Here is a 25,641-nt window from a genome sequence, read left to right as displayed (position 1 = left end):
CTGTTATTCTATACCCCTTCTATAGTGGCCTTTTGTATAATCTTTATTATTAATTACTTCATTACCCTTTAACATTCTTATAACCTTCTTAACTTCGTTATAATCTTCATCTCTAAATTCTACTCTAAATGAATTTATCCCAATATTCTTTAAATCCTCTATTTCATCTATCATATTAATAGGCGTTGGATTTAAAATATAACTTCTACAAAATATATCAGTCATAACTCTGAATTTCTCATTTATTCTATCAACTAAAGTAAATTCATCCCTTGTACATGCTAAATTACAATTACTATTTGAAGATTTATCTCCAAAAGTACTTCCTATTGGACAATATTCACTTATCATAAGTTCAGGTTTACCATAAATAATCCCTTGAACATTGCCTTTATTGCCCTTAAGCATATTTTTTATTTCTTTTCTATTTAATTCTATACTTAAAGTAGGCATATCTATTATATTTTGATAGAACTTTAAAGCTTGAGAATTTATGATATTAAATTTATAATCACCTATTATATAAAATTTATTTTCATATCTTCTAATTATACCTACATTTGAAGTTATAATCCCCTTTATATATGGTTTAACTTCATCTATTATCTTTATTACTTTATCAAATTCTCCTTTTATTATATTAGGAACTTTTAGATATATATTTATATCTTTATTTTTATCTTTTAATTCTTTTATATCCACTATTCTTAAAGCATCTTTATGTCTATTGAATATATCTAAAGAAATTTCCTTTTTCCCTTCTTCAATAAGTGCTTTAAGTTGACTTTTAGTTATACAACTATATAAAATATCCATTCTTTCATTAGAATAGTTTATTATTTCTTCCTCTATCTTATCAGGTCTTTTTCTTCTATAACTCTTGCTTATAGCTTTTTGAATTCCTTCTAAAGCATTTCTCCTTAAAGTATTTAAATCAGATACTCTTAAGAAACCCTCCTCATACTCTTCAAAATTTACTTTATTTAATTTAAATGTACAATCTCCAGATTTTTTAAGTGCTTCAATTATTCTTTCTTTTTCTAAAGGTTTCTTTTCTGCTTTTTGTACAATTTCGCCTTTAAATTCATAGGCATTACCATTATAATTTATTTTTAAAGTCATAGGTTCTAACACCTTAAATATAACCTTTGCCTCTAATGAGATTTTTCTATTATATGGTTTTATAAATTCTTCTAATCTATCAAATAACTTTTTATCTAAAGACTTAAATAACTCATCACCTTTTTTATACATAGTAGGAAATAATTTAACTCTATCTCCCCTCTTTGCATCTCTTACTTCTACTCCATTAAATATAATCTTATTTATATTAAATCCTTTATCCCTAAATCTAAATCCATCTCCTATAGATACATTCTCTTTTAAAATTATTTCTCCATTTCCCTCTACTAAACCTAAAGGTACACCTGTATTTTTAGGATTTTTATAACTCATCATATCCCTTCCTACATTTTTATGCAGATAAGCTTTTGAAAAACCACTTCTATTAAATAATTGAAGCAATTCCCTTTTTCCTTCAGTTACATTGTATTTTTCATTATATAACACTTTATCACAAGCTTTTCTATAATTCTCTACAACTCCCGCTACATATTCTGGTCTTTTCATTCTTCCCTCAATTTTTAAAGAAGATGTACCTGATTCTATTATTTCTTCCATATCTTCTATTGTACATGTATCCTTAGGGCTTAAAATGTAGGCTTTCTTTTCACCTGATATATTGCCTTTTAATGTATATTCCATTCTGCAAGGCTGAGCACATCTACCTCTATTTCCACTTCTACCACCTATCATCGAACTCATTAGGCACTGTCCTGAATAAGATATACAAAGAGCTCCATGTACAAATATCTCTGTCTCTATACAAAGATCCTTTGAAATATGTTTAACTTCATCTATAGATAGTTCTCTTGATAGAACTATTCTTTGAAATCCCTTCTCTTTAAAAAATAGTACTCCTTCGCCATTATGTATAGTCATTTGAGTAGAGGCATGAAGCTCCATATCTGGATAATCTTCTTTAACTCTTTTAACAAGACCTAAATCTTGAATTATTATAGCATCTACCCCTATTTCATATAAAAAACCTACATATCTTACTGCTTCTTCTATTTCATTTTCTTTAAGTATTGTATTTATCGTTACATAAACTTTTACTCCATAGCTATGAGCATAATCTATAGCCTTTATCATGTTATCATTATCAAAGTTTGAGGCATACGCTCTAGCTGAAAACTTATTTCCACCTAAATAAACTGCATCAGCACCTTTATTAATTGCTGCAAATAAACTCTCCATACTTCCAGCAGGTGCTAAAATTTCAACTCTATTCATAAAAATTCTCCTATTTAATGTACTCTATAATTTTATTGGTATTTTTAACTTCTACTAATTATATATAACACAAAATAAAGTTTTTTTCTATGTTATCATACATTAACATAGCTTTTCTTATAATTACTTTACTTATTTTTAAAATTATGTATAATTAATCCATAAGCTATTATATTTATTAAAATTAATTAATTTGGAGGTTATCATGAAGAAACTAATTAATTCAAGTTTGCTTAGCTTTATTTTAATTACTTTATTATTCCTATCTGTAGCTTGTTCAAAAAACTCCTCTATAATTTCTGAAAAGAAAAGCAGGATTCAAACCGAAACTATTTTAAAAGACTTTTCTAAGGATGGGTTATTAATAAAAGAAATTAATTTAGATACTTTAACAGACTCTTCTTTAAAAGGTTTGCTTGAAAATAAATCTACTAATCGTGGAATATATGGATTTCAAATTGCTGAAGAGTATAAACAATATTTATATTTTAATGGAAAAAGTAATGCTTTTATTGATTTAGACTTTAAAATTGAAGATTCAAAACTTTTAATTTCTGCAAATACAGAAGAAAATACTGCTAATAATAATGAAAAACTTATATTAATAGAAGCTACTGATGCATCTAAGATTAAACCTATACAAATTAAGGTTAACGAATTAGAAAAAGATACTGCAACAATTTACGATTTCTAGGAAATGATGTTATAAAATAAATAAAAAGGTAGAAATTCAATTTTCTACCTTTTTAAATCAAATCTTTAGTTGCTTTTTTACTTAAGTAACACATTCTTATCTTTTCTTTCTTTTGCTAAAGATATTTGAGCCTCTATAAGTTTATTTTCTAAATCTAAAATTTTATACTTTGAATTTTGAAGTTGGAATTTTATTTCTTTATTTCTTTGTTCAAGTAATTGTTTCATTTTAAGATTTTTCTTTATTTCTTCTTCCATTATAGTAACTTCTTGTCCAAGTTTTTCAAACTTTTCTTTATATTCATTACTATCTTGTGCTTTTTTTACTTCCTCTTCTGCTTTTTCTTTCATTAAAGATATTATCTCTTTTAATTTTTCAATTTCTTTATCTTTTTCACTTATTATCTTATCACATTCATTTTTTATTTCTTTTACTCGTTCACTAAAAATTATCTTTTTTTCTTCATTAGTATTACGTTCCTTAATTAAAGCTTCTATTTCTATATCAGCTTTAAACAATTCATCTGCAATGTTTAAAGAAGCAAGGGTAGCAGCTGCAGTAGAACTAAGTTTTTTATTATTTGACATAATATCTTTTACTTTTCCATCTACGTATTTTGCAACTTGCACTAAGTATTCTTGGTTTTCTCTTCCTTTTAAATTATATTCTACTCCATTTATCTTAATCGTTACCGTATTCATATTACACCTCATAAACATTTTAAACTGTAGCTTATTATATTTTACCATAAAACCAATATATATGAAATTACTATTTAAGAAAATTTAAGAATGTAAAATCACTTTATTTAATAATTAAAAAGGAGTTTAATTATCTTTCAATTAAACTCCTTTTATTCTTTAATTATCTTAAAGTTGCACCTAATTTATACTCAAGGCTTCTTAATATTTTATCATGAACTTTATTTACATCTTTATCAGTTAATGTCTTTTTCTCATCTCTATATGCTATTGCATAAGCAATACTCTTTTTGCCTTCTGGTATTTGACTACCCTTATAGATATCAAATAGTTTAACTTTTTCAACTAAGTTTCCACCAGCTTTTCTTATAGTATCTTCAATTTCTTGAACTAAAGTTTCATCATTAACTAATAATGCGATATCCCTTGTTACTGCTGGGAATTTTGGAAGTGGTTTATAGCTTTTTGTAATTTCTGAATTATTAAATAACACATCTAAATCTAATTCAGCTACATAACAATCTACATCTACCCCATACTCTTCAGTTACATCTGGATGAATTTCTCCTAAAACACCGGCTTTAACTTTACCTACCATTAATGCAGCTGTCTTTCCTGGATGGTAACTTGTATTTTCTGCTTCTCTTACATATGAAGCTTTAATTACCCCAAGTCTATCTATAACATTTTCTACTATTCCCTTAAGATCTAGATAATCACATTCACCATATATACCTATAGTTAATATATTTTTCTCTTTAGGTAATTTAGTTTCATCTTCATTTGGAATATATACCTTTCCAACTTCAAATAATCTTACATAATCATTATTTCTTGAATAGTTTCTACCTAAACATTCCATCATTGAATGAATAGTTGTAGTTCTCATTACTGAGTAATCTTCCCCAAGAGGATTTTTAATTTTAACTACATTTCTAAGTTCACTATCTACAGGTAATTTAATTTTATCAAAAACCTTTGGTGAAACAAAGGAATAGCTTATTGATTGATTAAGTCCACTTGAAATCATAGTGTCTATTACATTTTCTGTTAATAATTCCTCCTTATATTTTGGCTCTCTTTCTGTTGAAACCTTAAATATAGTTGTAGGAATATTGTCATATCCATATATTCTTGCTATTTCTTCTGCAATATCTTCTTTAATTGCTATATCAATTCTAAAGGTTGGAATAGTTACAACTAAATTTTCGCCTTCAATAACTGTATCTAAATCTAATGAATCTAAACATCTTTTCATTTCTTCTTTAGATATATCAGTTCCTAAAAAAGTATTTATCCAATTTGAATCTACTGTTATACCTTCAACTTCTTTTTTATTATTATATAAATCAATTGTGCCTTCCATTATTTCACCGCACTCTAATTCTTCAATTAAAGCACAAGCTCTATCTAAAGCTAAAGCAGCTAAATTTGGATCTATATCTTTTTCAAATCTTGATGAACTTTCAGTTCTTAAATTTAATTTCTTTGAATTAACTCTTATATTAGTACCATCAAAGTTTGCACATTCAAATACAACTTCTGTAGTATCTTCTTTTATTTCTGAGTTTAATCCACCCATTATTCCAGCTAAAGCTATTGTATTATTATCATCCTTTATACATAAAAAACTTTCATCTAATTCTCTTTCTATTTCATCTAAAGTTGTAAATTTTTCTCCTGCATTAGCTCTAGAAACAACTATTTTATTGCTTTTTATTTCTCTCTTATCAAAAGCATGCATTGGTTCCCCTAGTTCAAGCATAACAAAATTAGTTATGTCAACTATGTTGTTTATAGGTCTAACTCCAGCTTCTAAAAGTCTTTCTTGCATCCATGATGGTGATGGAGCTACTTTTACATTCTTAACTCCTCTTGCCATATATCTTTTACATAATTCATCTTTAACTTCTACTTTTAATTCATCATTAATGTTAGCTGAATTTTTAACAGTATAAGTAAAGTTTGGCATCTTATAAGTTGATCTTATTGTAGCAGCTGTTTCTCTTGCCATACCTAAAATACTTAAACAATCAGGTCTATTTGATGTTATCTCAAAATCTAATATCGCCTTATTAAGTCCTAAATATTCTTTAATATCCATTCCTATAGGTGCATCTTGTGGTAAAATCATTAATCCATGTACTGGTTCATCTCCAGCTATTCCAAGTTCTTCTTCTGAACAGAACATACCATTTGAAACTATACCTCTTAATTTACCTTTTTTAATTTCTGTTCCATCAGCAAGTATTGACTTATGAAGAGCTACAGGTACTATATCCTGTTCCTTCATATTAGTTGCTGCTGTAACTATTTGTATAGGCTCTTCAGCTCCTATATCAACTTGACATATCTTTAACTTATCTGCATCTGGATGTTGAGTTATTTCTACAAGTTTACAAGTTACAACATTTTTTATTGTATCTCCTTGTATTATTACCTCTTCTACTGCTGAACCTGATAAAGTTAATTTATCTCCTAATTCTTTTGCATCTATATTTACTTCTACGTAATCTTTTAACCAATTAAATGGTACTTTCATCTCTTTTACCTCCTACTAAAATTGATTTAAGAATCTCATATCACTTTCATATAATAATCTAATATCATCTATTCCATATTTAAGCATAACCATTCTATCTACACCAAATCCAAAAGCAAATCCACTGTACACTTCAGGATCTATTCCACAATTTCTTAAAACTTGAGGATGAACCATACCGCATCCTAGTAGTTCTATCCATCCACTACCTTTGCATACTCTACATCCTTCACCTTGACATACGAAACATGTAGCATCCATTTCTGCTGATGGTTCTGTAAATGGGAAATGATGTGGTCTAAACTTAGTTTTAACTTTATCTCCAAACATTTTCTTTGCAAATAATTCTAAAGTTCCTTTAAGATCTGCAAAAGTTACTCCTTTGTCTATAACTAGACCTTCCATTTGATAAAAAATTGGAGAGTGTGTTGCATCAACAGCATCTGATCTATATACTTTACCTGGTGCTATCATCTTTATTGGTGGTTTTTGATCTTCCATAACTCTTATTTGAACTGGTGAAGTTTGAGTTCTTAATACTAAACTATCATTTATGTAAAAAGTATCTTGTTCACTTCTTGCAGGATGATTCTTTGGTATATTTAAAGCTTCAAAATTATAATGGTCTAACTCTACTTCTGGCCCCTCTTCTACTGTAAAGCCCATTGATATAAAGATATTCTTCATACTTTCTAGTGTTAAATCTAATGGATGTCTTTTACCTATAACATTTTTCTTACCTGGAAGAGATATATCTATTACCTCTGATGCCAGCTTAGCATTCTTTTCCTTTTCTTTAATTTGTCTTGAAGTATCTTCAATTTTATCTTCTACTTCTTTTTTAACTACATTTACAAGCTTACCTACAACTGGTCTTTCTTCAGCTGATAAAGCTCCCATGCCTCTTAATATAGTAGTTAATTCTCCTTTTTTACCTAAATACTTAACTCTAATTTCTTCAAGTGCTGCACTATTATTAACTTCTTGTAATTCTTTAAATGCAGCTTCTTTAATTGCTATTAGTTTTTCTTGCATTTTTATGTCCTCCTTATTTATTAATTAATACTAAAAACAGTTTTAATAATTAATTTTGCGTATAAAAAAACTCCATCCCTATAAAGGGACGGAGTATCCGCGTTACCACCCTAATTGGTTTTAAATTTATAATATTTAAAACCCAACTTAATTTAAATAACGGTACTACCGCTAGCAACTACTATAATTTCATAGCTAGGACTCCTGAGGGAACTTCAATATAATTCCTTTTAAAATGGCTTTCAGTCTAAGACCATTTCTCCCTGAAAAATTTATTATATCTACTCTCTCATTCACTGTCTTTACATATTTATTTACAACTTATTATACAAATAAAGCTAATTAAATTCAATAGAAACTTTTTATATAATAAACTATTGTAGATTTTGTCTAACTTTTTCAAATAATATAATAGATGTAGCAATTGCCACGTTTAAAGATTCTGCTCCACCTGGCATAGGAATTTTAACTTTTTTATCTGCTTTTGAAAAAATTTCATCACTTATTCCATTTCCTTCATTTCCTACAGATAAAATTATCTTTCCTTTTAAATCTTCCTTAAAGAAGTCCTTAGATTCCTCTAAGGATGTTGCTACAAGTTTAAATCCATTATCCTTTAGCTTTTTTAAAAATGTTAAATCTTCATCCTCATATACTATTGGCACATAAAATATAGATCCCATTGTTGATCTTATAGTTTTGTCATTATATATGTCAACGGTGCCCTTAGTTAATATTATTCCATCTACTCCTGCAGCATGAGCTGTTCTTATTATAGTTCCTAGATTTCCTGGATCTTGAACCTTGTCACATAAAAGATAGAAATCTCCCTTTATTTCTTGAGGTAATTCTCTATTTTTTACAACTGCAACAACACCTTGTGGATGTTCCGTAGATGTAAGTTGCATTATTAAATTATTATTAACAACATATATTTTACTATCTTTATCTATATATTCTTCTAAGTATTCATTTAACTTTTCTTTAGAATCTTCTGATAAAATAATATATTCAACTTGTAAATTTGCCTTAAAAGCTTCTTCTATTAACCTAAAGCCTTCAATTATATATTTACCTTCTTTAATTCTATTTTTCTTTTCTTTTAATTTCTTAGTTGCTTTAAATAAAGCATTATCTTTACTTTCTATATAAATCAATTTGCACCTCGTTAATTTAATTTAACAATTACGCCTTCTAATTTACTTAAGTCTTCAGCTGATCCAATAGCGACTATTACATCTTTAGCATTAACTCTATCATCTGCAGATGGTGTTAAATTAATTTCATCACCATTTTTTATAGCCATTACATTTATTCCATACTTACTTCTAAGTCTTAACTCATCAAGAGTTTTTCCATCCCACTCATCTAACGCTTGTATTTCCATGATACTATAATCTGGAGAAAGTTCTATATAGTCTAATATGCTTGCAGATACTAGATTATGTGCAACTCTTACCCCCATATCTTTTTCAGGTAATACAACTCTATCTGCACCTATTTTATATAAAACTTTAGCGTGTAAATCACTATGACCTTTTGCTATTATATATTTAACGCCTAATTCTTTTACTAGTAATGTTGCCATTACACTAGCTTGAATGTTTGAACCTATTGTTACTACTGCTACATCAAAATTTCTAATTCCTAAAGATCTTAAAGCATTTTCATCAGTTGCATCTAATTGAACTGCATGAGTTACACTATCTGAAATTTCTTGAACTAAATCTTCATCCATATCTATCGCTAATACATCATTACCTAAAGCATATAAAGTTTTAGCTACTGAATGACCAAATCTACCTAAACCTAATACTACAAATTGTTTATTTGCCATATTTTTTCTCCCCTAACCAATTAAAATCTTTCCTTCTGGATATTTATATCCAGTTTTCTTTCTTTTTCTTGTTAGTGCTAGCGCTACTGTTAATGGACCTACTCTTCCAAAGTACATCATTAACATAATTAACACCTTTCCTATGTTACTTAAATTTGGAGTTAATCCAGTAGTTAACCCTACTGTTCCAAAAGCTGATGTTGTTTCATATAGTAAATCCATAAATGTTGCTCCTACTTCTGTATAAGATAACATCATGGTTACTACTATTATTAGTCCAACACCTATAAATAATAATGCAAAGGCTTTATATACTAACTCTTTGGCAAAACGCCTTCCAAATACTTCTGTATCTTCTCTTCCTTTTATTACAGAAATTACGGTTAATATAATTATACCAAATGTTGATGTTTTTAATCCTCCTGCTGTAGAACCTGGTGAACCCCCAATAAACATAAGTAATATAGTTAAAAACTTACCAGCCATAGTCATTCCATTAATTGAAATACTATTAAATCCTGCTGTTCTTGGTGTTACAGATGCAAAAAATGCATTTAATACTTTATCTTTAAAGTTCATCCCAGCTAAGGTTTCAGGATTCCTACATTCAAATATAAACATTAAAATCGCTCCACCAAATACAAGAACTACTGACATTAGTATTACAATCTTTGCATGAACTGTTAACCTTTTACCACTTTTATAGTGATATATCTCAAGCCATACTGTAAATCCAATACCACCTATTATAATTAACGCACTTATAACTAATATTATTACAATATTGTCTGAATATCCAACTAAACTATTACCAAACAAGTCAAAACCAGCATTACAAAAAGCTGAAATTGAATGGAATATACTGTAAAATATTCCTGTTTTTAGTCCATACTTAGGTATAAATTGCGTTGACATTAAAAGTGCTCCAAAAAGTTGTACTGCAAAAGTAAATCCAAAAACATATCTTACCATGCTAACAAGCCCTTGAATGCTAAATGTATTCATTGCTTCTTGCATTACTAATCTTTCTCTTAATGTAATTCTCTTTCCTATTACAATAGCAATAAGGGTGGTAAAGGACATAAACCCTAACCCTCCAATTTCAATTAACATCATTATTACAGTTTGCCCAAAGACACTCCAATGAGCACTTGTATTTAATGTTACAAGACCTGTAACACATACTGCTGATGTAGATGTAAATAAAGAATCTAAAAAACTAGTACTTTCTCTATTTGCTGATGAAATAGGTAGTGATAAGATAATAGCACCTAAAAAAATAACTGTTAAAAATCCTAGTGCTAAAATCTGGACTCCATTTAGTTTTATTTCTTTTTTCAATTTGAACTGCATATACTCACCTCAAAGGTATTATGTAATATTATTTTATAACTTCCTTAACTATTATACACCATTTCTGGAAAAGTATAAGTTTATTTTTGAATTTTCTATCATTAAAAATATTAACAAAAAATGCGACCCAAAGGTCGCATTTATATTACTTATTTAATTGGCTCTTAGCTACTTCTACTAAATCAGCAAATGCCTTTGGATCATTTATAGCTATTTCTGATAACATCTTTCTGTTCATATCAATTCCAGCTAATTTGATTCCATTTATGAATTTTGAGTATGAAAGACCATTCATTCTTGTAGCAGCATTTATTCTTGCTATCCAAAGTCTTCTAAAATCTCTCTTCTTTAATCTTCTTCCAACGTAAGCATTTCTTAAAGCTCTGATTACTGATTCATTAGCAGTCTTAAATAATCTGCTTTTTCCACCGTAATATCCTTTTGCAAGCTTTAAAACTTTTTTGTGATTCTTACGAGCGTTTACTGCTCTTTTAACTCTTGCCATATTTTAATCCTCCTGTAAACCTATATTATAGATATGGTAATAATTTCTTCATTGCTTTTTCTTGAGTTGTTGAAACATAAGCAGTTTTTCTTAAGTTTCTCTTTCTCTTAGCGCTTTTCTTTGTTAAGATATGGCTCTTGAAAGCTTTAGCTCTTTTAAGTCTTCCAGTACCTGTCTTCTTAAATCTTTTTGCTGCACCTCTATGTGTCTTCATTTTTGGCATGATAAAAATCCTCCTCTCAGATTATGCTTTTTTAGGGCCTAAAATCATTGTCATATTTCTACCTTCTTGTTTAGCTGGTTTTTCAACTATACAAACTTCTTCAAGTTTTGATGCAAAATTATCAAGGATTTTCTTTCCTAAATGTCCTAATTCTGCTTCTCTACCTCTGAATCTGACAGTAACTTTAACCTTATCCCCGTCTAATAGGAACTTTCTAGCATTTTTAGCTTTAATTGCTATGTCGTGTTCTTCAATGTTAAGACTACATCTTACTTCTTTAACATTAGTAATTTTTTGTTTCTTTTTGGCTTCTTTTTCTTTTTTAGATTGCTCATATATAAATTTACCTAAATCCATAACTTTACATACTGGTGGCTTAGCACTTGGAGAAATCATTACTAAATCTAACTCTTTCTCTTCTGCAATCTTAAGAGCTTCCGTAGTAGCTATAACGCCTAATTGACTTCCATCTGCATCTATAACTCTTACTTCTCTCTCTCTTATATTTTCATTAACAGAATAATTTTTATTAATATTATTCACCTCCGATAAAGTGTACCAATGAAAAAACACTGTATAATAAAAAGGACGGCATACGCCGTCCTTATTATCCTATATCATACCGGATTAACAATCCAGTTGTTACTCTACAGATAATTACCTTACTAAGCTTCGCCGTAAGGTGAGAAACGGCTGTGTTTCTTCTTGACAAGTATTATTCTATCATCATTATTTTTCTTTGTCAACACTTTTTAAAATTTTATTTTTTCAACACTACATATATTACAGCCATCACAATATCTTACTCTATCTGTAAAGACATTTACTATAGTTTCTAAAAACTCTTTATTAATACAATTTTCTTTTTTGTGTATTATTATTCTTTTTGGAGCATTAGTTATAAGTCCACTTATAATTATATCCTCCATCTTTGCATCTGTATCTATTTTACATTCAGATAATTCCTTTAAAAATTCATCGAATATGTTATTTCCAAAATGATCTGTTATAGAATAACCTCCACCTTCTTTTACAAAAATATTAACTTCTTCAAGTTTACTTTCTTGAATTTCAACAAAGTATTTTAGTAACTTTACAAATTCTTTATATTCCTTTTCTACCATATAATTTTCTATTACTTTATCTATAATTTCTTCTATATCTCCTCGTAATTCTTTCATTCTAAAAGTAATAAATCCATCAATGTTTATTTCTAAATTCTCTTCTAAGCAATCTTTAATCTTTTCTATTACTGAATTCATTTTATTCATACAATATACAAGATTTTCATCATTTATAGATTCTTCACATAGTAAAACCTTCATTATTTGATTTTCTACTTCCAATAACTCTTCTTGTTTTAAAAAGAAATAATTATCTATTAAAAAATCAAACATTTCTCTTTCTTTGTATTTTTCTATAACAATTCTATATAGTATATTACTTATATATAAATTAATAATGTTTTTTACTTTATCACTATAATCATGGTCATCACAAAGGATTTTAACAATGTGTGTATTTACTTGAACACTTTCTACAACTCCAATTGTTACATCTTTCTTCTTAAGAATAGCCCTTAAATCCTGAATCTCTCTAATAAAGTCTAAGTCATCATTGTATACAAGCTTTAGTACGATCATGGATTACACTCCCTTCTTAATATTAGTATGTATTAAAATTTTTACTCTATTCAAAATTATTTTCTACTTGAAATAGTTTATTTTAAATTATAAATAGCTTAAAATTGAAATATAATATACGTAAGGAGTAATAATATGTTTTGCTTTATAGATTACAGAACTACACAAACAGAAAAACAAAACCTAAAAAAACTTGGCTTTACTTGTATAGAAATACCAAAGTGTACTTCTCTATATCCAGCTATAGATGGTCATGTTGATATTCAATTAAATATCTTAAATAAAACTAAAAAAGAAGTTATCATCCATAAAGATATAGATGAGTCTTTTAAGTTACAACTTCAAGAAAACAATATTAATTACATTGAAACTATCAATTCACTTTCTAATAAATATCCTAAAGATATTATTATAAACTCATTAATATTAGATAATTATTTTATCCATAACTTAAAATATACAGATCCTATACTGCTAAAGCTTCAAGAAACAAAAAAAGTAATACACGTTAATCAAGGCTATACTAAATGTTCCTGCCTTCCAGTAAATGAAAAAGCTATAATCACTAGCGATATATCAATATATAAAGAACTTATTTCTAATAAATTTGACGTTCTTCTAGTCCCACCTGGCGATATCTTACTCCCTGGCTTAAATTACGGCTTCATTGGAGGGGTAGGTGGAATGATTTCTGATAACTGTATGGCTTTTTTCGGAAATCTAGATAATTATTTATACGGTTCAGAAGTAAAGAAATTTTTAGATAAATATAATGTTAAACCAATATATTTATCTAATGGTAAATTAAATGATAGAGGTAGTCTTTTAATACTCTAACTACCTTATATAGTACGTAATTCAAGCATAAAAGTTGATAATAAATCTTAATGAAAATATTATTTAAAGCTACACTCTTTTTCTTTTATCTTTAATAGCATATCTCTTATATCTTTATATTCTTTTTTAGCTTTCCCTTCTATTTTGTCTAATATAGATGTAAGTTCAAAAAATATTTTCTCTTTATCTTTTGTGCTTTGATTACCTCGCCCTAACTTATCGCAAGTAAAAATAAGAATTATATCTCTTACTCTGTTAGTATTAATAAGTGCTTCAATATTTCCAAAAGGTAAATTTTTATCTATATATATATGATGCATATGAAACCTTACAAGTTCTTCTACCTTAGAATTAAAAACCTTATCTTCTGAAACACTTTTCAATAAATCTTTTACTATGTTAGCTCCAGCGGTATCATGATCATATGATCTCCATCTACCTCTAATCCATTTAGTATTGGTTACTTTTCCTACATCATGTAAAAGTGTTGCCCAGATAAAGCTTCTACTGTCTTCTGCAAACTTATAAAGTTCAGCCCCTTTATCTGTAACCATACATGTATGATTCCAAACATTTCCTTCAGGATGAAACTTCTTTTCCTGTTCTATATTTTCTAACTTATTTAATATATCAAATTTACTTTCCCTAAACTCTTTTTTTACTCTTATTTCATTTAAAAATTTAGATGGTTCTCCTTTGGAAGTTAAAACTTTATCTATTTCATAAAACACTTTTTTGTCACTCATTTTCAATCCTCCTCATATTTTATAGTATTATTATTTCTTTTAATATTTAAAATTATTAAAATTAGGTATCAAAACTTAAATAACTGCATATGATATAATATAAACAAAACTTAATAAGATTAAGGCGCTATAGCCAAGCGGTAAGGCAGAGGTCTGCAAAACCTTTATCCCCAGTTCAAATCTGGGTGGCGCCTCCATATAAAAAGCAAGTAACCTTTATTTCAAATTAAGTTACTTGCTTTTTATTATACATTAATAAATTTTAGTCATTAAGTTTAAAATAAAAAATCAGCATCCTTTGAACTTTTCTTATCTAATAGATAGGAAAAGTCCAGATTCATGCTGATTTTCTATTTTTAATATACACTATGTATATATTTTATTTTTCCTCATTTAAATATAACCTTGCTTTTCTGACTTCATTCTCAGTGTTTGTATATATCCATTCATAACTAACATCAGGTATAAATACATCAACTTTACATGTATTATCATCTAGCCACACTATAGCTCCCCCTGTGTCTACAACTTTATATTCTCCCATACCTTCTATATCTAAATAAGAACCGTATGGTACATTTGATGGCATAGCTATCACATTCTCACTATGAGCTATTAAAGGTACTCCTTTTCTATCATTATGACCACCCTGTAATTCGTCATCAATATTTGTATAATATGTTATATAAACTGTTATGTCTTTGTAATTAGCTTTTTTACTTTCTTCTTTTATAGTTTCAACTTTCGCTGACATCTCTGATATTACTCTTGGATTTTTATCTTGAATCTTATCTAATGTAACGTTAATATTTTGAGGCGATAAATTTAATAAAAACATTACAACACTTAGCATACCTAAATTCTGTAGCATAATATAATTACAACTCCTTTTTTAATCTTATATGGATAAAAGTTTCGAAGTTACTTACATATTTTACCATGTATTTCTTTATTATCAAAACCTCTATATCTTGCATAATTTCAGATTTAATTACTCGTTGTTAATTTTTCCTATTTTTTCTATTAATTATACATTTTTCCTATAAGACGCATTTTAAAATCAAGTACATTGCTTTCATTTTACCTAAGACATTTTTCGACACCTTTTTTATGTTTTCAAATTATATCACATCATACGGAATAAAAAAGTCTGCTAAAATACTCTTAAAGCAATATAATTTCACCAAACACCACTTGCCAACGGTTACATTCTTTTTTTTCTTTAACATTTCCTTTATGTAAATAATAGTATTTATTTTTAACTATTATTTAAAAACAAATAAAAAAAAGCTAGAATTGATTCTGAAAATCAATTCTAGCACCTATTTTTTGTAAAATTATTTATTTTTTGCTTTATTTAAAATTTCTCCTATTTCACTATTAGAAAATTTATAAGCTTTATTACAGAAATGACATTTTATTTCTTCTTCTTTTCCTTCATTATATATTTCAGTTAATTCTTTTTCTCCAATTGATATTAGAGCTTTTTCTACTCTATCTCTTGAACAATCACAAGTATATTTAGGCTCAACTTCCTCTAGAATTTTCAAATCCATTCCTTCAAAAATAAATTCTAAAACTTTTTCTATACTTCCATGCTCTTCTAACATTTTAGTTATTGACGGAATTTCTTCTAATCTATATGTAATTAAATCAGCTAATAATTCATCAGCATTAGGCATCATTTGAATTATAAACCCACCTGCTACTTTTATAGATAAATCTTTATCTACTAATACTCCTAAAGAAACTGCTGAAGGTGTTTGCTCAGAGACAGTAAAATAATACGCTAAGTCTTCTGCAATTTCTCCTGTTAATATTGGAACTTGACCAACATAAGGATCCTTCATGCCTAAATCTTTTATAACTATAAAGTCTCCTTCTCTTCCTATATAACCACCTACATCAAGTTTTCCTTTTGAATTTAAAGGTAAATCTCCATAAGGGTTTCCTATAAACCCCTTAACCCTTGCTCCTTCATATGAAGTTATAGTTATACCTTTAGCTTCTCCACCACCATTGATCTTTAAAGACATAACCTCTTTTTCTGATTTTAAAGTTATTCCCATTAATGCTCCAGCTGTTAACATTCTTCCTAATGCCGCTGCAGCAACAGGTGTACATTCGTGAATTCTGCTTCCTTCATCTACTAAAGCAGTAGTTTCTCCTGCTATAATTCTTATCATTCCAGCTTTAGCTGTTGCTCTTATAATTTTATCCATAAAATTTACCTCCAAACATTTAAATCTTAAATATTACTTTAATTCTTTTTTTACTATATACATTATTCTTTCACTATTATCAGATACTGTTTTATCAGAGTACCCTTCAAATTTTTCTAAAACCTTTAAGCCTACTTCTTCTAATATTCTTTCTAAATATACCTCTTTATAAGCTCTTTCTAAATGTTCTTCTTCAAATCTTTCATAAAGCTCTCCCTGCTTAACAAAAAAAGTTAAGAACATACTTAATAAATCATCTTCAAAAGTGTTTTCCCATGTATAAAACACTTCCTCCTCACTATAGGTGTAAATATTGTTTCCTAATATCTGTGAAAGCTTATAATATGAGTTTATATCAAATATAAAGATTCCATCATCATTTAAATGTTCTTTAACACCCTCGAAGTAATTTCTTAATTGATCTTCTTCTATTATGTAGTTAGTTGAATCTAATACAGAGGTTATTAAGTTAAACTTTTTGTTTAAACTAAGTTCAGCCATGTCTTGACATATAACTTTACATCTTATTCTATTATCTTTAAACTTTTCAAAAGCCTCTCTTAACATATCTTCTGAAAGATCTACTGCATAATTTTTTTTAAAATATTTTGCTAACCTTACAGTAACATTACCTGTTCCACATGCAACATCTAAATAATTAATAAAGTCTACATCATACTTCTTACAAACTTCAATAATTCTATTAACCATTTTATCATAATTAATATCTTCATTAATTAGTTCATCATATATTTTAGCAAATTCTCCGTATGCCATATCTCTCCCCCGTGAACTATTTTGTTCTTATATTATATAAATTTCTACAATTATATTAAAGGTAAATTTTACTTTAGTCAAATAATTATTTTCTTCCAAGTATTTCATCATTAGTTGGAATTTTAAGTTGTTTTTTTCTTTTAGTCATAATACCACCAATACGCCCTGTTTCCTCTGCTGTAAGACTACCCCAACCATATTCGTCAACCTTATCTTTTAATCCTAATTCATCCGCTATTTCATATTTTATTTTTTCTCTAAGAATTTCAGCTTCTGATAATTCTTTATTTGATTTTAATTTAGATTTTATTATTTTCTTTAATGGTGTTTTGCTCATAATAAATACCCCCTAAAAAATTAATATTAATATTTTCCCCAAAAGAATATCTATTATACATATAACTTTTTTCAATTTTTCTTCTAATTTATTTTAACTATTGTTGTTTTTTGTATATACTATTAGTAAAGTATTGTATTTTTTCAAATATTTATCTATAGTAATAACATAGATAAATTGTAATATTTATGCAATTGAGTATAGGGGGAATGTGTTATGTATAACATTGCAATTGTAGGGGCTACCGGTAATGTAGGTAGAAAGTTTTTAGAGATTTTAGAGGAAAGAAATTTTCCAATAAAAAATTTATATCTTTTTGCTTCAAAAAAATCTGCAGGCTCAACTCTTAAATTTAGAGATAAAAAAATACTAGTTGAGGAAACTTGTGAAGAAAATATTAAAAATAAAAAAATTGACTTTGCTCTATTTTCAGCTGGTGGAAGTGTAAGTTTAGAATTTGCTCCAAAATTCGTTTCTTATGGTGCCGTTGTAATAGATAATTCCAGCGCTTGGAGAATGAATAAAGATGTTCCACTAGTTGTACCTGAAGTTAATCCTGAAGATATTAAATTGCATAAAGGAATTATAGCTAATCCAAACTGTTCTACTATCCAAGCTATGGTACCTTTAAAAGTTCTTCTAGATAACTATGGAATAAAAAGAATAGTTTACTCTACTTATCAAGCTGTATCTGGAGCTGGAATGCAAGGAATAGCCGACTTAAAAGATGGATTAAATGGAGTTTCTCCAAAAAAATTTCCTTATCCTATAGCTGGTAACTGTCTTCCTCATATCGATGTGTTTTTGGAAAATGGTTATACAAAAGAAGAAGTTAAAATGATTGAAGAAACAAGAAAAATATTTCACGAACCTGATTTAAAAATTACTGCAACAACAGTTAGAGTTCCTGTTTTAAATAGTCATAGTGAAAGTATTAATATTGAGTTAAATACTGACTATAAATTAGAAGATGTTTTAAAATTATTTGAAAATGCTAAAGGTCTTACTGTATATGACAATGTAAATGAATTAAAATATCCAACTCCTCTTGTAGTTTCTGGACAAGATAATGTTTTTGTTGGAAGAATAAGAAGAGATTTTAGTATTGAAAATGGTATTAACTTATGGGTAGTTGCCGATAACATCAGAAAAGGTGCCGCACTTAATGCAATACAAATCGCAGAATTACTTATAAAAGATAAGTAAAATTTTTTAAATTTAATCTTAGGAGGTTTTTAGATGGCAATTTTTAAAGGCTCTGCCGTAGCTATAGTAACCCCATTTAATAATAATGGAGTTAATTTTGAAAAACTTAAAGAATTACTAGAATGGCATATATCTGAAGGTACAGATGCTATTGTTATATGTGGTACTACAGGTGAAGCTACCACTATGACTGAAAAAGAAAAAAAAGAAACTATTAAATTTACCGTTGATATAGTTAATAAACGTATTCCAGTTATAACTGGTACTGGTAGTAACAATACTGCTGCTGCTATAGAAATGAGTAAATATGCAGAAAAGGTTGGTGTTGATTCTATTTTAGTTATTACACCATATTATAATAAAACCACTAACAAAGGGCTAATTAAGCATTTTAAAGCAATTAATGATGCTGTAAATCTTCCTATTATACTTTATAATGTTCCATCTAGAACTGGTGTTAATATAACTCCTAATCAGCTTCTAGAACTTTCAAAATTTAAAAACGTAACAGCAATAAAAGAAGCTAGCGGAAACATTAGCCAAATAGCTAAAATGAAAGCTTTATGTGGTGATAATATAGATATCTATTCAGGTAATGATGATCAAATTATCCCTATTCTCTCTTTAGGTGCTATTGGAGTAATCTCAGTCCTTGCTAATGTGCTTCCAAATACGGTTCATAAAATGACACATGCTTATCTTAATGGTAATGTTAAAGAGGCGTTAAAGCTTCAATTAGATACTTTAGATTTATGTAACAATCTTTTTATAGAAACTAATCCTGTTCCTGTTAAAACAGCTTTAAATTTAATGGGAATGAAAGTTGGACCATTTAGATTACCTTTATGTGAAATGGATACTAAAAATGAAGAAATTTTAAAAGAATCACTAAAATTTTATAAATTACTATAAGGAGTTTTTATGATAAAAGTTATTTTAAATGGATGCAGTGGTAAAATGGGTAAAGTTATCACTGAATGCGCAAAAGAATTTAATAATTTAGAGATTATAGGTGGTATAGATAAATACCCTAGCAATTATCCATACCCTGTTTTCAAATCAGTAGATGATTTGTCTATAGATTATGATGTTTTACTAGACTTTTCTAGAGCTGATGCTCTTAAAGACTTATTAAAATTAACAGATAAAACTAAAAAACCTTTAATTTTGTGTTCTACTGGTTATAATGAAGATGATTTAAAGCTTATAGATACTAAAAGCAAAAGTTTACCATTATTTAGATCTGCTAATATGTCTCTTGGAATTAATCTTATAAATTCATTATTAAGAAAAGTAACACCATTATTATATGAAAATTATGATATAGAAATTATAGAAAAACATCACAATCAAAAACTTGATTCTCCAAGTGGTACTGCTATTTTATTAGCTGATACAATTAAAGATTCTATAATTGAAGATACTTTCTTTATAAATGGACGATATGGTCATAAAAAAAGAGAAAAAAATGAAATAGGTATTCATGCTATAAGAGGTGGCTCTATAGTTGGAGATCATGATGTTATTTTTGCTGGAACTGGTGAAGTACTAGAACTTAACCATAAAGCAATTTCAAGAGAAGTTTTTGCAATAGGTGCATTAAAGGCTTGCTCCTATATGGGTTATATAAAAGAACCTGGACTTTATAATATGGATGATGTTTTAGGACTATAAAATCTTAAAATTGGAGCAGCTTAAAATTAGCTGCTCCAATTTTTTTCAAGTTATATTATAAAAAAATATTGAGAATACTACTTTTGTACAAAATAAATTAAAGGAGGTATTTTTATGCCAAAGGATAGTCAACCTGACAATAAAAAAGCAAGAATGGAAAAATGTAATTATCAAACTCCTATTACAGCAGAAGCTGAAAATCACAATAAAAATGCTAAAAAACATTCTATAAAAAGAGAAGGTCATCAAAGCCAACATATTAATTAATCCAATAAAAAAGAGCCGATAATTGGCTCTTTTTTAGTTTCTATTTAGCTTCTACATATGCTTCATCAAAGTAAACTTGACCTAATGTTGAAACTCTAAATCCTTTAACCTTAGGATCAACACCTTTTACTTTAGTATAGTAATAAAGTGGAATTACTGCTGCTTCATCCATAAGGATATCTTCAGCTTTTCTGAATAACTCAGCTCTTTTAGCTGGATCTGCTTCACCCTTAGCTAACTTTATAGTTTCATCATATTCAGCATTTTTAAGTCCAACATCATTACTTCCGCTTGCTGAAGTCCACATATCTAAGAATGTCATTGGATCAACATAATCTCCTGACCAACCATGTCTAGCAATTTGGAAGTTACCTTCATTTCTTGTACTTTGGAATACTTGCCATTCTTGGTTTTGTATTTCAACATCAATTCCTATCTTCTTCCAAGTATCTTGAAGATATTGAGCAATATTTTTGTGTCCAGTTCCTTCTGAATTTATTAATATAGTCATCTTAGGGAAACCTTCTCCATTTGGATATCCAGCTTCAACAAGTAAAGCTTTTGCCTTTTCTAAATCACCTTTTACATCATAGTATTTCTTATCTGCAAAATCTTTTCCAGCAACTACTTCAATACCTTCTGGTACAAAGCTATATGCAGGTACTTGACCAGCTTTAGTAATATTATCAACGATTGATTGTCTATCAATAGCTATAGATAGAGCTTGTCTTACCTTCTTATTTCCTAATGCTTTTTCTATTGCTGGATCAATTTTATCTACATTATTTCCAACATTAAAGCAGAAGAAGTAAGTTGCAAGATTTGGATATTGTTGATATAATCCATCTGTTTTAGCTTGTTCCATTTCTTCAACTGGAATTGTATCAGTCATATGGAAGTTTCCTGCTTTTAATTCAGCATAAGCTGATACTTCATCAGTTCCTAATCTAATATCAAGAGTATCTAATTTAACTGAATCTTTATTCCAATAATTTTCGTTCTTTCCAAGAACTATTTTTTCTTTCATAGCCCATTCTTGCATTTTGAAAGGTCCATTTGAAACATAAGTTTCTGGTGATTGTGTCCATGTATCTCCATTAGCTTCGATTATATCTTGTCTTACAGGCATATAAGTTGCAAATGCCATAAGTTCTAAGAAGTACGGAGTAGAATTTTCTAATGTTACTTCTAATGTTTTATCATCAATAACTTTAATTCCTAAATCATCTGCACTACCTTTCCCTGTATTAAAAGCTTCTGCACCTTTAATATAGTATAATTGGTATGCATAGGCTGCTGCTGTTTTTGGATCTAATGCTCTTTTCCAAGCATATTCAAAATCTTTAGCAGTTACAGCTTGACCATCTGACCATTTAGCATCATCTCTTAAATTAAAAGTATATACTTTCCCATCATCTGAAATCTTCCATTCCTTTGCAACCCCCGGAATTGCCTTTTCATTTTCATCTAATCTACAAAGACCTTCAAAAGTATTAACTATAATTGTTGAACCATCTACAGCCTCATTTAATGCTGGATCGATAGTTTTCGGGTCTGCTCCTAAGTTATAGATTAAAGTTTGGCCAGCATCAGCTTTATTGCCACTACAGCCTGCAAGCACTGTCATTCCTAACGCAAATGTTAGAGCAACAGCACAAATCTTTTTAAGTTTGCTTGATTTCATTGTATTATCCCCCTTTATTTAATGTTTATATCATTTGCTCTTAGCAAATTATAACTAATCAAAAAGATGACATGCTACGAAGTGACCTGGTTCTATTTCTTTAAGTTCTGGATCTACTTCTCCACATATAGGTTTTGCATATCTACATCTTCCTTTAAATCTACACCCTGGAGGTGGATCTATTGGAGATGGAATGTCACCTTCTAATACTATTCTTTTATTTGATTTTGCAACATCTGGATCTGGTATTGGCACTGCTGATAAAAGAGCCTTAGTATATGGATGCTTAGGATTTGAATAAACATCATTACTTGGTCCTTTTTCAACCATTCTACCTAAATACATAACACCAATATGAGTTGATATGTGTTTAACCATTGAAAGGTCATGAGCTATAAAAAGATAAGTTAATCCAAATTCTTCTTGTAACTCCTCTAACATATTTATTACTTGTGCTTGAATGGATACATCAAGGGCTGAAATAGGCTCATCACAAACTATAAAGTCTGGTTCAACTGCTAAAGCTCTTGCTATACCTATTCTTTGTCTTTGCCCACCTGAAAATTCATGAGCATATCTATTTATATGATCTCCATTTAAACCAACTTTGTTTAAAAGATATCTTATTCTTTCAGTTCTTTTTTCACCCTTCATAAGTCCATGAATATCTATAGCTTCTCCTATAATGTCTCCAACTGTCATTCTTGGATTTAAAGAAGCATATGGATCTTGGAAAATCATTTGCATCCTCTTTCTTAAAGGAAGCATTTCTTTTGGTGAATATTTAGTAATATCCTTACCATCAAATATAATTTGTCCTGCTGTTGCTTCATATAAGTTTAATACAGTTCTTCCTGTTGTAGTTTTTCCACAACCTGATTCACCAACTAAACCTAAAGTCTCTCCTTTATTTATAGTAAAAGATACTCTATCTACTGCTTTTACATAACTTTTCTTAGCAAATACTCCTTTATTTACAGGGAAGTACTTACAAAGATCTTTTACCTCTAAAAGTACTTTTTTATCTTCCATTATTCTTCCCTCCTAATAGGTGATTCTACCTTTGGTGCATTTTCATGGCATAACCAGCATGCTGTCTTATGACCTTCACCTACTTGAAATAAAGGAGGTTGATTTTCTAAACACACCTTCATTGCATATTTACATCTTGCAGCAAAAGGACATCCAACAGGTGGTTTTAAAAGATCTGGTGGTTGACCTTCTATCGGTTGTAATTTTTCTTTAATATCACTCTTTGGATTTGGAACACTATTTAAAAGTCCCCATGTATATGGATGCTTTCCTCTATAGAAAATATCTTCTGTTGTTCCCGTCTCTACAATTACTCCACCATACATAACATTAATTCTTGTACAAAGATCTGCAACTACTCCTAAATCATGTGTTATTAATATAATAGAAGTATTTAGCTTTTCTTTTAAACCCTTCATTAAATCTAATATTTGTGCTTGAATTGTAACATCTAAAGCTGTAGTTGGTTCATCAGCTATTATTAGCTTTGGTTCACATATTAAACTCATAGCTATCATAACTCTTTGTCTCATACCACCTGAAAACTCATGAGGATATTGTTTCATTCTGCTTTCAGGACTAGGTATTCCAACTAAATCAAGCATTTTTATAGCTTTCTCTTTAGCTTCTTTTTTACTTAACTTTCTATGTTTTATAAGAGGTTCTATAAGCTGATCCCCAACAGTAAAAACTGGATTTAAAGATGTCATAGGATCTTGGAATATCATACCTATGTCATTACCTCTTATTGTTTCCATTTCTCTTTCTGTTGCTGATGAAATATCTTTTTCATCAAAATGTATTTCACCACTAACAAGTTTTCCGTTATCTGATAGTAATCTCATTATAGACATCATAGTTACAGATTTACCACAACCTGATTCACCAACTATTCCTAATGCTTCCCCTCTATCTAAGTGAAATGTAACTCCTCTTACTGCTTGTACTTCACCAGCATGTGTTGAAAAGGAGGTTCTTAATTCTTTTACTTCTAATAATTTACTCATTGTCTATTCTCCCCCTATCTTTTATGCTTTGGATCTAATGCTTCTGTTAATCCATCACCTAGTAAGTTAAATGATAATATTATTAAACATATTGCTGCTGCTGGGAATATTAACTGATATGGATGAACATATATAGCTCCCATTGCATCATTTGCTAGTGTTCCTAAAGATGCAAGTGGAGGATTTATTCCAAGTCCTATAAAGCTTAAAAAAGCTTCTGTAAATACCGCTTGTGGTACTAAAAGTGTCATTGTAACTATAATTGATCCTATACAGTTTGGTATTAAATGTTTAAACAATATTCTGACTTTTGAAGCTCCCAATGTTTTAGCAGCTAAAACGAATTCTTGTTGCTTTAATTGAAGAATATCTCCTCTAACTATTCTAGCCATTCCTACCCAGTATGATATAGAAAGAGCTAATATAATAGTAGATATTCCACTTTTACCACTAGTTGGATCATAAAATGCAGCCATAATTAAAACTACATATATAAGAGTAGGTATTGAATAAAGAACATCTACTATTCTCATCATTAAATTATCTACTCTTCCACCTATAAAGCCTGCAACTCCACCATAAATTACACCTATTACTAAGTTAATAACTGTTGCTGCAAAAGCAATAATCAGTGAATATCTAGCACCATACATTACTCTTACAAATAAATCTCTACCTAAAGCATCTGTACCAAACCAATTAGTCCCATTTGGTCTTACATTTGTTTTTGCTAAGTCTGTTGCATCATATGCAAACTTTGACATACTAGGTACTACTGCTGCTGCTATAATTATTAAAATAATTACTACTAAAGAAATTAGTGCTACTTTATTTCTTTTAAGCCTTGTCCATGCATCTTTCCAATAACCAACACTTGGTCTTACTACCTGCTCAAATTGTTTTTCATCTTCGCTTAGAGGAGTAAAAAGTGCTTTGTCCATATCAAAATTGTTTTCCATAAATT

Annotated in this window: 26 protein-coding genes, 1 tRNA gene and 1 other annotated feature; of the genes, 7 read left to right on the top strand and 20 right to left on the bottom strand. The window is 28.7% G+C overall.

Annotation, left to right across the window (positions count from 1 at the left end; translation table 11 throughout):
- Window positions 1–3: 3 nt before the first annotated feature.
- Window positions 4–2,355 carry a U32 family peptidase gene (locus BTM21_RS04585; RefSeq protein WP_021875889.1) on the bottom strand — a complete coding sequence of 784 codons (2,352 nt, stop codon included), beginning with the start codon at window positions 2,353–2,355 and terminating at the stop codon, window positions 4–6.
- A gap of 205 nt (window positions 2,356–2,560) precedes the next feature.
- Here BTM21_RS04585 and BTM21_RS04580 point away from each other — a divergent pair, with 205 nt between their 5' ends.
- A complete protein-coding gene (locus BTM21_RS04580) occupies window positions 2,561–3,049 on the top strand; it encodes a hypothetical protein (protein WP_021875890.1) in 489 nt (162 codons plus the stop codon).
- 77 nt (window positions 3,050–3,126) lie between these two features.
- Here the strand turns inward: BTM21_RS04580 and BTM21_RS04575 are convergent, their stop codons facing one another.
- The 10 genes from BTM21_RS04575 to ytxC form a co-directional block, all read right to left on the bottom strand.
- Window positions 3,127–3,750 (bottom strand): cell division protein ZapA, encoded by a 624-nt coding sequence (locus BTM21_RS04575; RefSeq protein WP_021875891.1) that lies wholly within the window; start codon window positions 3,748–3,750, stop codon window positions 3,127–3,129.
- 163 nt (window positions 3,751–3,913) lie between these two features.
- The gene (gene pheT / locus BTM21_RS04570; protein ID WP_021875892.1) at window positions 3,914–6,292 is read right to left on the bottom strand and encodes a phenylalanine--tRNA ligase subunit beta; all 2,379 of its coding nucleotides are present in this window, start codon (window positions 6,290–6,292) and stop codon (window positions 3,914–3,916) included.
- A 15-nt stretch (window positions 6,293–6,307) separates the two neighbouring features.
- On the bottom strand, window positions 6,308–7,327 hold the full coding sequence (gene pheS / locus BTM21_RS04565) for a phenylalanine--tRNA ligase subunit alpha (protein ID WP_021875893.1): 1,020 nt from the start codon (window positions 7,325–7,327) through the stop codon (window positions 6,308–6,310).
- Window positions 7,328–7,408: 81 nt separating this feature from the next.
- Window positions 7,409–7,633, bottom strand: a binding site (T-box leader).
- A gap of 68 nt (window positions 7,634–7,701) precedes the next feature.
- Window positions 7,702–8,484, bottom strand: coding sequence for a TrmH family RNA methyltransferase (locus BTM21_RS04560; protein WP_021875894.1), 783 nt, complete (start codon window positions 8,482–8,484; stop codon window positions 7,702–7,704).
- A gap of 11 nt (window positions 8,485–8,495) precedes the next feature.
- Window positions 8,496–9,164: a potassium channel family protein gene (locus tag BTM21_RS04555; protein WP_021875895.1), complete on the bottom strand. Its 669-nt coding sequence runs from the start codon at window positions 9,162–9,164 to the stop codon at window positions 8,496–8,498.
- A gap of 12 nt (window positions 9,165–9,176) precedes the next feature.
- The gene (locus BTM21_RS04550; RefSeq protein WP_079481430.1) at window positions 9,177–10,517 is read right to left on the bottom strand and encodes a TrkH family potassium uptake protein; all 1,341 of its coding nucleotides are present in this window, start codon (window positions 10,515–10,517) and stop codon (window positions 9,177–9,179) included.
- Between the two features lie 145 nt (window positions 10,518–10,662).
- Entirely contained in the window at window positions 10,663–11,022 is a 360-nt protein-coding gene (gene rplT, locus BTM21_RS04545; protein WP_021875897.1) for a 50S ribosomal protein L20, read from the bottom strand.
- Window positions 11,023–11,047: 25 nt separating this feature from the next.
- Window positions 11,048–11,245, bottom strand: a complete 198-nt coding sequence (rpmI, locus tag BTM21_RS04540; RefSeq protein ID WP_079481431.1) for a 50S ribosomal protein L35 — start codon at window positions 11,243–11,245, stop codon at window positions 11,048–11,050.
- A 21-nt stretch (window positions 11,246–11,266) separates the two neighbouring features.
- On the bottom strand, window positions 11,267–11,788 hold the full coding sequence (gene infC, locus BTM21_RS04535) for a translation initiation factor IF-3 (protein WP_021875899.1): 522 nt from the start codon (window positions 11,786–11,788) through the stop codon (window positions 11,267–11,269).
- Window positions 11,789–11,997: 209 nt separating this feature from the next.
- The gene (gene ytxC / locus BTM21_RS04530) at window positions 11,998–12,888 is read right to left on the bottom strand and encodes a putative sporulation protein YtxC (RefSeq protein WP_021875900.1); all 891 of its coding nucleotides are present in this window, start codon (window positions 12,886–12,888) and stop codon (window positions 11,998–12,000) included.
- A gap of 135 nt (window positions 12,889–13,023) precedes the next feature.
- Here ytxC and BTM21_RS04525 point away from each other — a divergent pair, with 135 nt between their 5' ends.
- Entirely contained in the window at window positions 13,024–13,725 is a 702-nt protein-coding gene (locus tag BTM21_RS04525; RefSeq protein WP_021875901.1) for a DUF6873 family GME fold protein, read from the top strand.
- A gap of 59 nt (window positions 13,726–13,784) precedes the next feature.
- Here the strand turns inward: BTM21_RS04525 and BTM21_RS04520 are convergent, their stop codons facing one another.
- On the bottom strand, window positions 13,785–14,471 hold the full coding sequence (locus BTM21_RS04520; protein ID WP_021875902.1) for an HD domain-containing protein: 687 nt from the start codon (window positions 14,469–14,471) through the stop codon (window positions 13,785–13,787).
- A gap of 123 nt (window positions 14,472–14,594) precedes the next feature.
- On the opposite strand from BTM21_RS04520, the gene BTM21_RS04515 reads away from it, so the two are divergent.
- A tRNA-Cys gene (locus BTM21_RS04515) sits at window positions 14,595–14,668 on the top strand.
- 182 nt (window positions 14,669–14,850) lie between these two features.
- On the opposite strand, the gene BTM21_RS04510 is transcribed toward BTM21_RS04515, so the two are convergent.
- The 4 genes from BTM21_RS04510 to BTM21_RS04495 form a co-directional block, all read right to left on the bottom strand.
- On the bottom strand, window positions 14,851–15,342 hold the full coding sequence (locus BTM21_RS04510; protein WP_079481432.1) for a hypothetical protein: 492 nt from the start codon (window positions 15,340–15,342) through the stop codon (window positions 14,851–14,853).
- A gap of 466 nt (window positions 15,343–15,808) precedes the next feature.
- The gene (gene hslO, locus BTM21_RS04505; protein WP_096145354.1) at window positions 15,809–16,693 is read right to left on the bottom strand and encodes an Hsp33 family molecular chaperone HslO; all 885 of its coding nucleotides are present in this window, start codon (window positions 16,691–16,693) and stop codon (window positions 15,809–15,811) included.
- A 33-nt stretch (window positions 16,694–16,726) separates the two neighbouring features.
- Complete coding sequence (locus BTM21_RS04500) at window positions 16,727–17,470, bottom strand: class I SAM-dependent DNA methyltransferase (protein ID WP_021875905.1); 744 nt, start codon at window positions 17,468–17,470, stop codon at window positions 16,727–16,729.
- An 85-nt stretch (window positions 17,471–17,555) separates the two neighbouring features.
- Window positions 17,556–17,807, bottom strand: a complete 252-nt coding sequence (locus BTM21_RS04495; RefSeq protein ID WP_021875906.1) for an alpha/beta-type small acid-soluble spore protein — start codon at window positions 17,805–17,807, stop codon at window positions 17,556–17,558.
- A gap of 216 nt (window positions 17,808–18,023) precedes the next feature.
- Here BTM21_RS04495 and BTM21_RS04490 point away from each other — a divergent pair, with 216 nt between their 5' ends.
- The 4 genes from BTM21_RS04490 (at window position 18,024) to BTM21_RS13760 (ending at window position 20,954) form a co-directional block, all read left to right on the top strand.
- Window positions 18,024–19,013, top strand: a complete 990-nt coding sequence (locus BTM21_RS04490; protein ID WP_021875907.1) for an aspartate-semialdehyde dehydrogenase — start codon at window positions 18,024–18,026, stop codon at window positions 19,011–19,013.
- A gap of 33 nt (window positions 19,014–19,046) precedes the next feature.
- The gene (dapA, locus tag BTM21_RS04485; RefSeq protein ID WP_021875908.1) at window positions 19,047–19,925 is read left to right on the top strand and encodes a 4-hydroxy-tetrahydrodipicolinate synthase; all 879 of its coding nucleotides are present in this window, start codon (window positions 19,047–19,049) and stop codon (window positions 19,923–19,925) included.
- 9 nt (window positions 19,926–19,934) lie between these two features.
- On the top strand, window positions 19,935–20,687 hold the full coding sequence (gene dapB / locus BTM21_RS04480; RefSeq protein ID WP_021875909.1) for a 4-hydroxy-tetrahydrodipicolinate reductase: 753 nt from the start codon (window positions 19,935–19,937) through the stop codon (window positions 20,685–20,687).
- Window positions 20,688–20,801: 114 nt separating this feature from the next.
- Entirely contained in the window at window positions 20,802–20,954 is a 153-nt protein-coding gene (locus tag BTM21_RS13760; RefSeq protein WP_021875910.1) for a hypothetical protein, read from the top strand.
- 40 nt (window positions 20,955–20,994) lie between these two features.
- Here the strand turns inward: BTM21_RS13760 and BTM21_RS04475 are convergent, their stop codons facing one another.
- Genes BTM21_RS04475 through BTM21_RS04460 form a run of 4 tightly spaced genes read right to left on the bottom strand, consistent with a single transcriptional unit; the run spans window position 20,995 to window position 25,636 of the window.
- Entirely contained in the window at window positions 20,995–22,638 is a 1,644-nt protein-coding gene (locus tag BTM21_RS04475) for a peptide ABC transporter substrate-binding protein (protein WP_079481433.1), read from the bottom strand.
- A 54-nt stretch (window positions 22,639–22,692) separates the two neighbouring features.
- Entirely contained in the window at window positions 22,693–23,670 is a 978-nt protein-coding gene (locus tag BTM21_RS04470) for an ABC transporter ATP-binding protein (protein WP_021875912.1), read from the bottom strand.
- Entirely contained in the window at window positions 23,670–24,677 is a 1,008-nt protein-coding gene (locus BTM21_RS04465; RefSeq protein ID WP_021875913.1) for an ABC transporter ATP-binding protein, read from the bottom strand. The genes BTM21_RS04470 and BTM21_RS04465 overlap by 1 nt, the downstream gene beginning before the upstream one ends.
- A gap of 14 nt (window positions 24,678–24,691) precedes the next feature.
- Window positions 24,692–25,636: an ABC transporter permease gene (locus tag BTM21_RS04460; RefSeq protein ID WP_021875914.1), complete on the bottom strand. Its 945-nt coding sequence runs from the start codon at window positions 25,634–25,636 to the stop codon at window positions 24,692–24,694.
- Window positions 25,637–25,641: the final 5 nt, after the last annotated feature.

The organism is Clostridium chauvoei (assembly GCF_002327185.1).
Lineage (GTDB): Bacteria > Bacillota > Clostridia > Clostridiales > Clostridiaceae > Clostridium > Clostridium chauvoei.
Note: the sequence above shows the minus strand (reverse complement) of the source record. Positions and strands in the feature narration are given on the sequence as shown.

Bases quoted from the DNA above. Each gene is read 5' to 3' on its own strand.
- BTM21_RS04585 (WP_021875889.1), bottom strand. From the start codon at position 2,355: ATGAATAGAGTTGAAATTTTAGCACCTGCTGGAAGTATGGAGAGTTTA.
- BTM21_RS04580 (WP_021875890.1), top strand. From the start codon at position 2,561: ATGAAGAAACTAATTAATTCAAGTTTGCTTAGCTTTATTTTAATTACT.
- BTM21_RS04575 (WP_021875891.1), bottom strand. From the start codon at position 3,750: ATGAATACGGTAACGATTAAGATAAATGGAGTAGAATATAATTTAAAA.
- pheT (WP_021875892.1), bottom strand. From the start codon at position 6,292: ATGAAAGTACCATTTAATTGGTTAAAAGATTACGTAGAAGTAAATATA.
- pheS (WP_021875893.1), bottom strand. From the start codon at position 7,327: ATGCAAGAAAAACTAATAGCAATTAAAGAAGCTGCATTTAAAGAATTA.
- BTM21_RS04555 (WP_021875895.1), bottom strand. From the start codon at position 9,164: ATGGCAAATAAACAATTTGTAGTATTAGGTTTAGGTAGATTTGGTCAT.
- BTM21_RS04550 (WP_079481430.1), bottom strand. From the start codon at position 10,517: ATGCAGTTCAAATTGAAAAAAGAAATAAAACTAAATGGAGTCCAGATT.
- rplT (WP_021875897.1), bottom strand. From the start codon at position 11,022: ATGGCAAGAGTTAAAAGAGCAGTAAACGCTCGTAAGAATCACAAAAAA.
- rpmI (WP_079481431.1), bottom strand. From the start codon at position 11,245: ATGCCAAAAATGAAGACACATAGAGGTGCAGCAAAAAGATTTAAGAAG.
- ytxC (WP_021875900.1), bottom strand. From the start codon at position 12,888: ATGATCGTACTAAAGCTTGTATACAATGATGACTTAGACTTTATTAGA.
- BTM21_RS04525 (WP_021875901.1), top strand. From the start codon at position 13,024: ATGTTTTGCTTTATAGATTACAGAACTACACAAACAGAAAAACAAAAC.
- BTM21_RS04520 (WP_021875902.1), bottom strand. From the start codon at position 14,471: ATGAGTGACAAAAAAGTGTTTTATGAAATAGATAAAGTTTTAACTTCC.
- BTM21_RS04510 (WP_079481432.1), bottom strand. From the start codon at position 15,342: ATGCTACAGAATTTAGGTATGCTAAGTGTTGTAATGTTTTTATTAAAT.
- hslO (WP_096145354.1), bottom strand. From the start codon at position 16,693: ATGGATAAAATTATAAGAGCAACAGCTAAAGCTGGAATGATAAGAATT.
- BTM21_RS04500 (WP_021875905.1), bottom strand. From the start codon at position 17,470: ATGGCATACGGAGAATTTGCTAAAATATATGATGAACTAATTAATGAA.
- BTM21_RS04495 (WP_021875906.1), bottom strand. From the start codon at position 17,807: ATGAGCAAAACACCATTAAAGAAAATAATAAAATCTAAATTAAAATCA.
- BTM21_RS04490 (WP_021875907.1), top strand. From the start codon at position 18,024: ATGTATAACATTGCAATTGTAGGGGCTACCGGTAATGTAGGTAGAAAG.
- dapA (WP_021875908.1), top strand. From the start codon at position 19,047: ATGGCAATTTTTAAAGGCTCTGCCGTAGCTATAGTAACCCCATTTAAT.
- dapB (WP_021875909.1), top strand. From the start codon at position 19,935: ATGATAAAAGTTATTTTAAATGGATGCAGTGGTAAAATGGGTAAAGTT.
- BTM21_RS13760 (WP_021875910.1), top strand. From the start codon at position 20,802: ATGCCAAAGGATAGTCAACCTGACAATAAAAAAGCAAGAATGGAAAAA.
- BTM21_RS04475 (WP_079481433.1), bottom strand. From the start codon at position 22,638: ATGAAATCAAGCAAACTTAAAAAGATTTGTGCTGTTGCTCTAACATTT.
- BTM21_RS04470 (WP_021875912.1), bottom strand. From the start codon at position 23,670: ATGGAAGATAAAAAAGTACTTTTAGAGGTAAAAGATCTTTGTAAGTAC.
- BTM21_RS04465 (WP_021875913.1), bottom strand. From the start codon at position 24,677: ATGAGTAAATTATTAGAAGTAAAAGAATTAAGAACCTCCTTTTCAACA.
- BTM21_RS04460 (WP_021875914.1), bottom strand. From the start codon at position 25,636: ATGGAAAACAATTTTGATATGGACAAAGCACTTTTTACTCCTCTAAGC.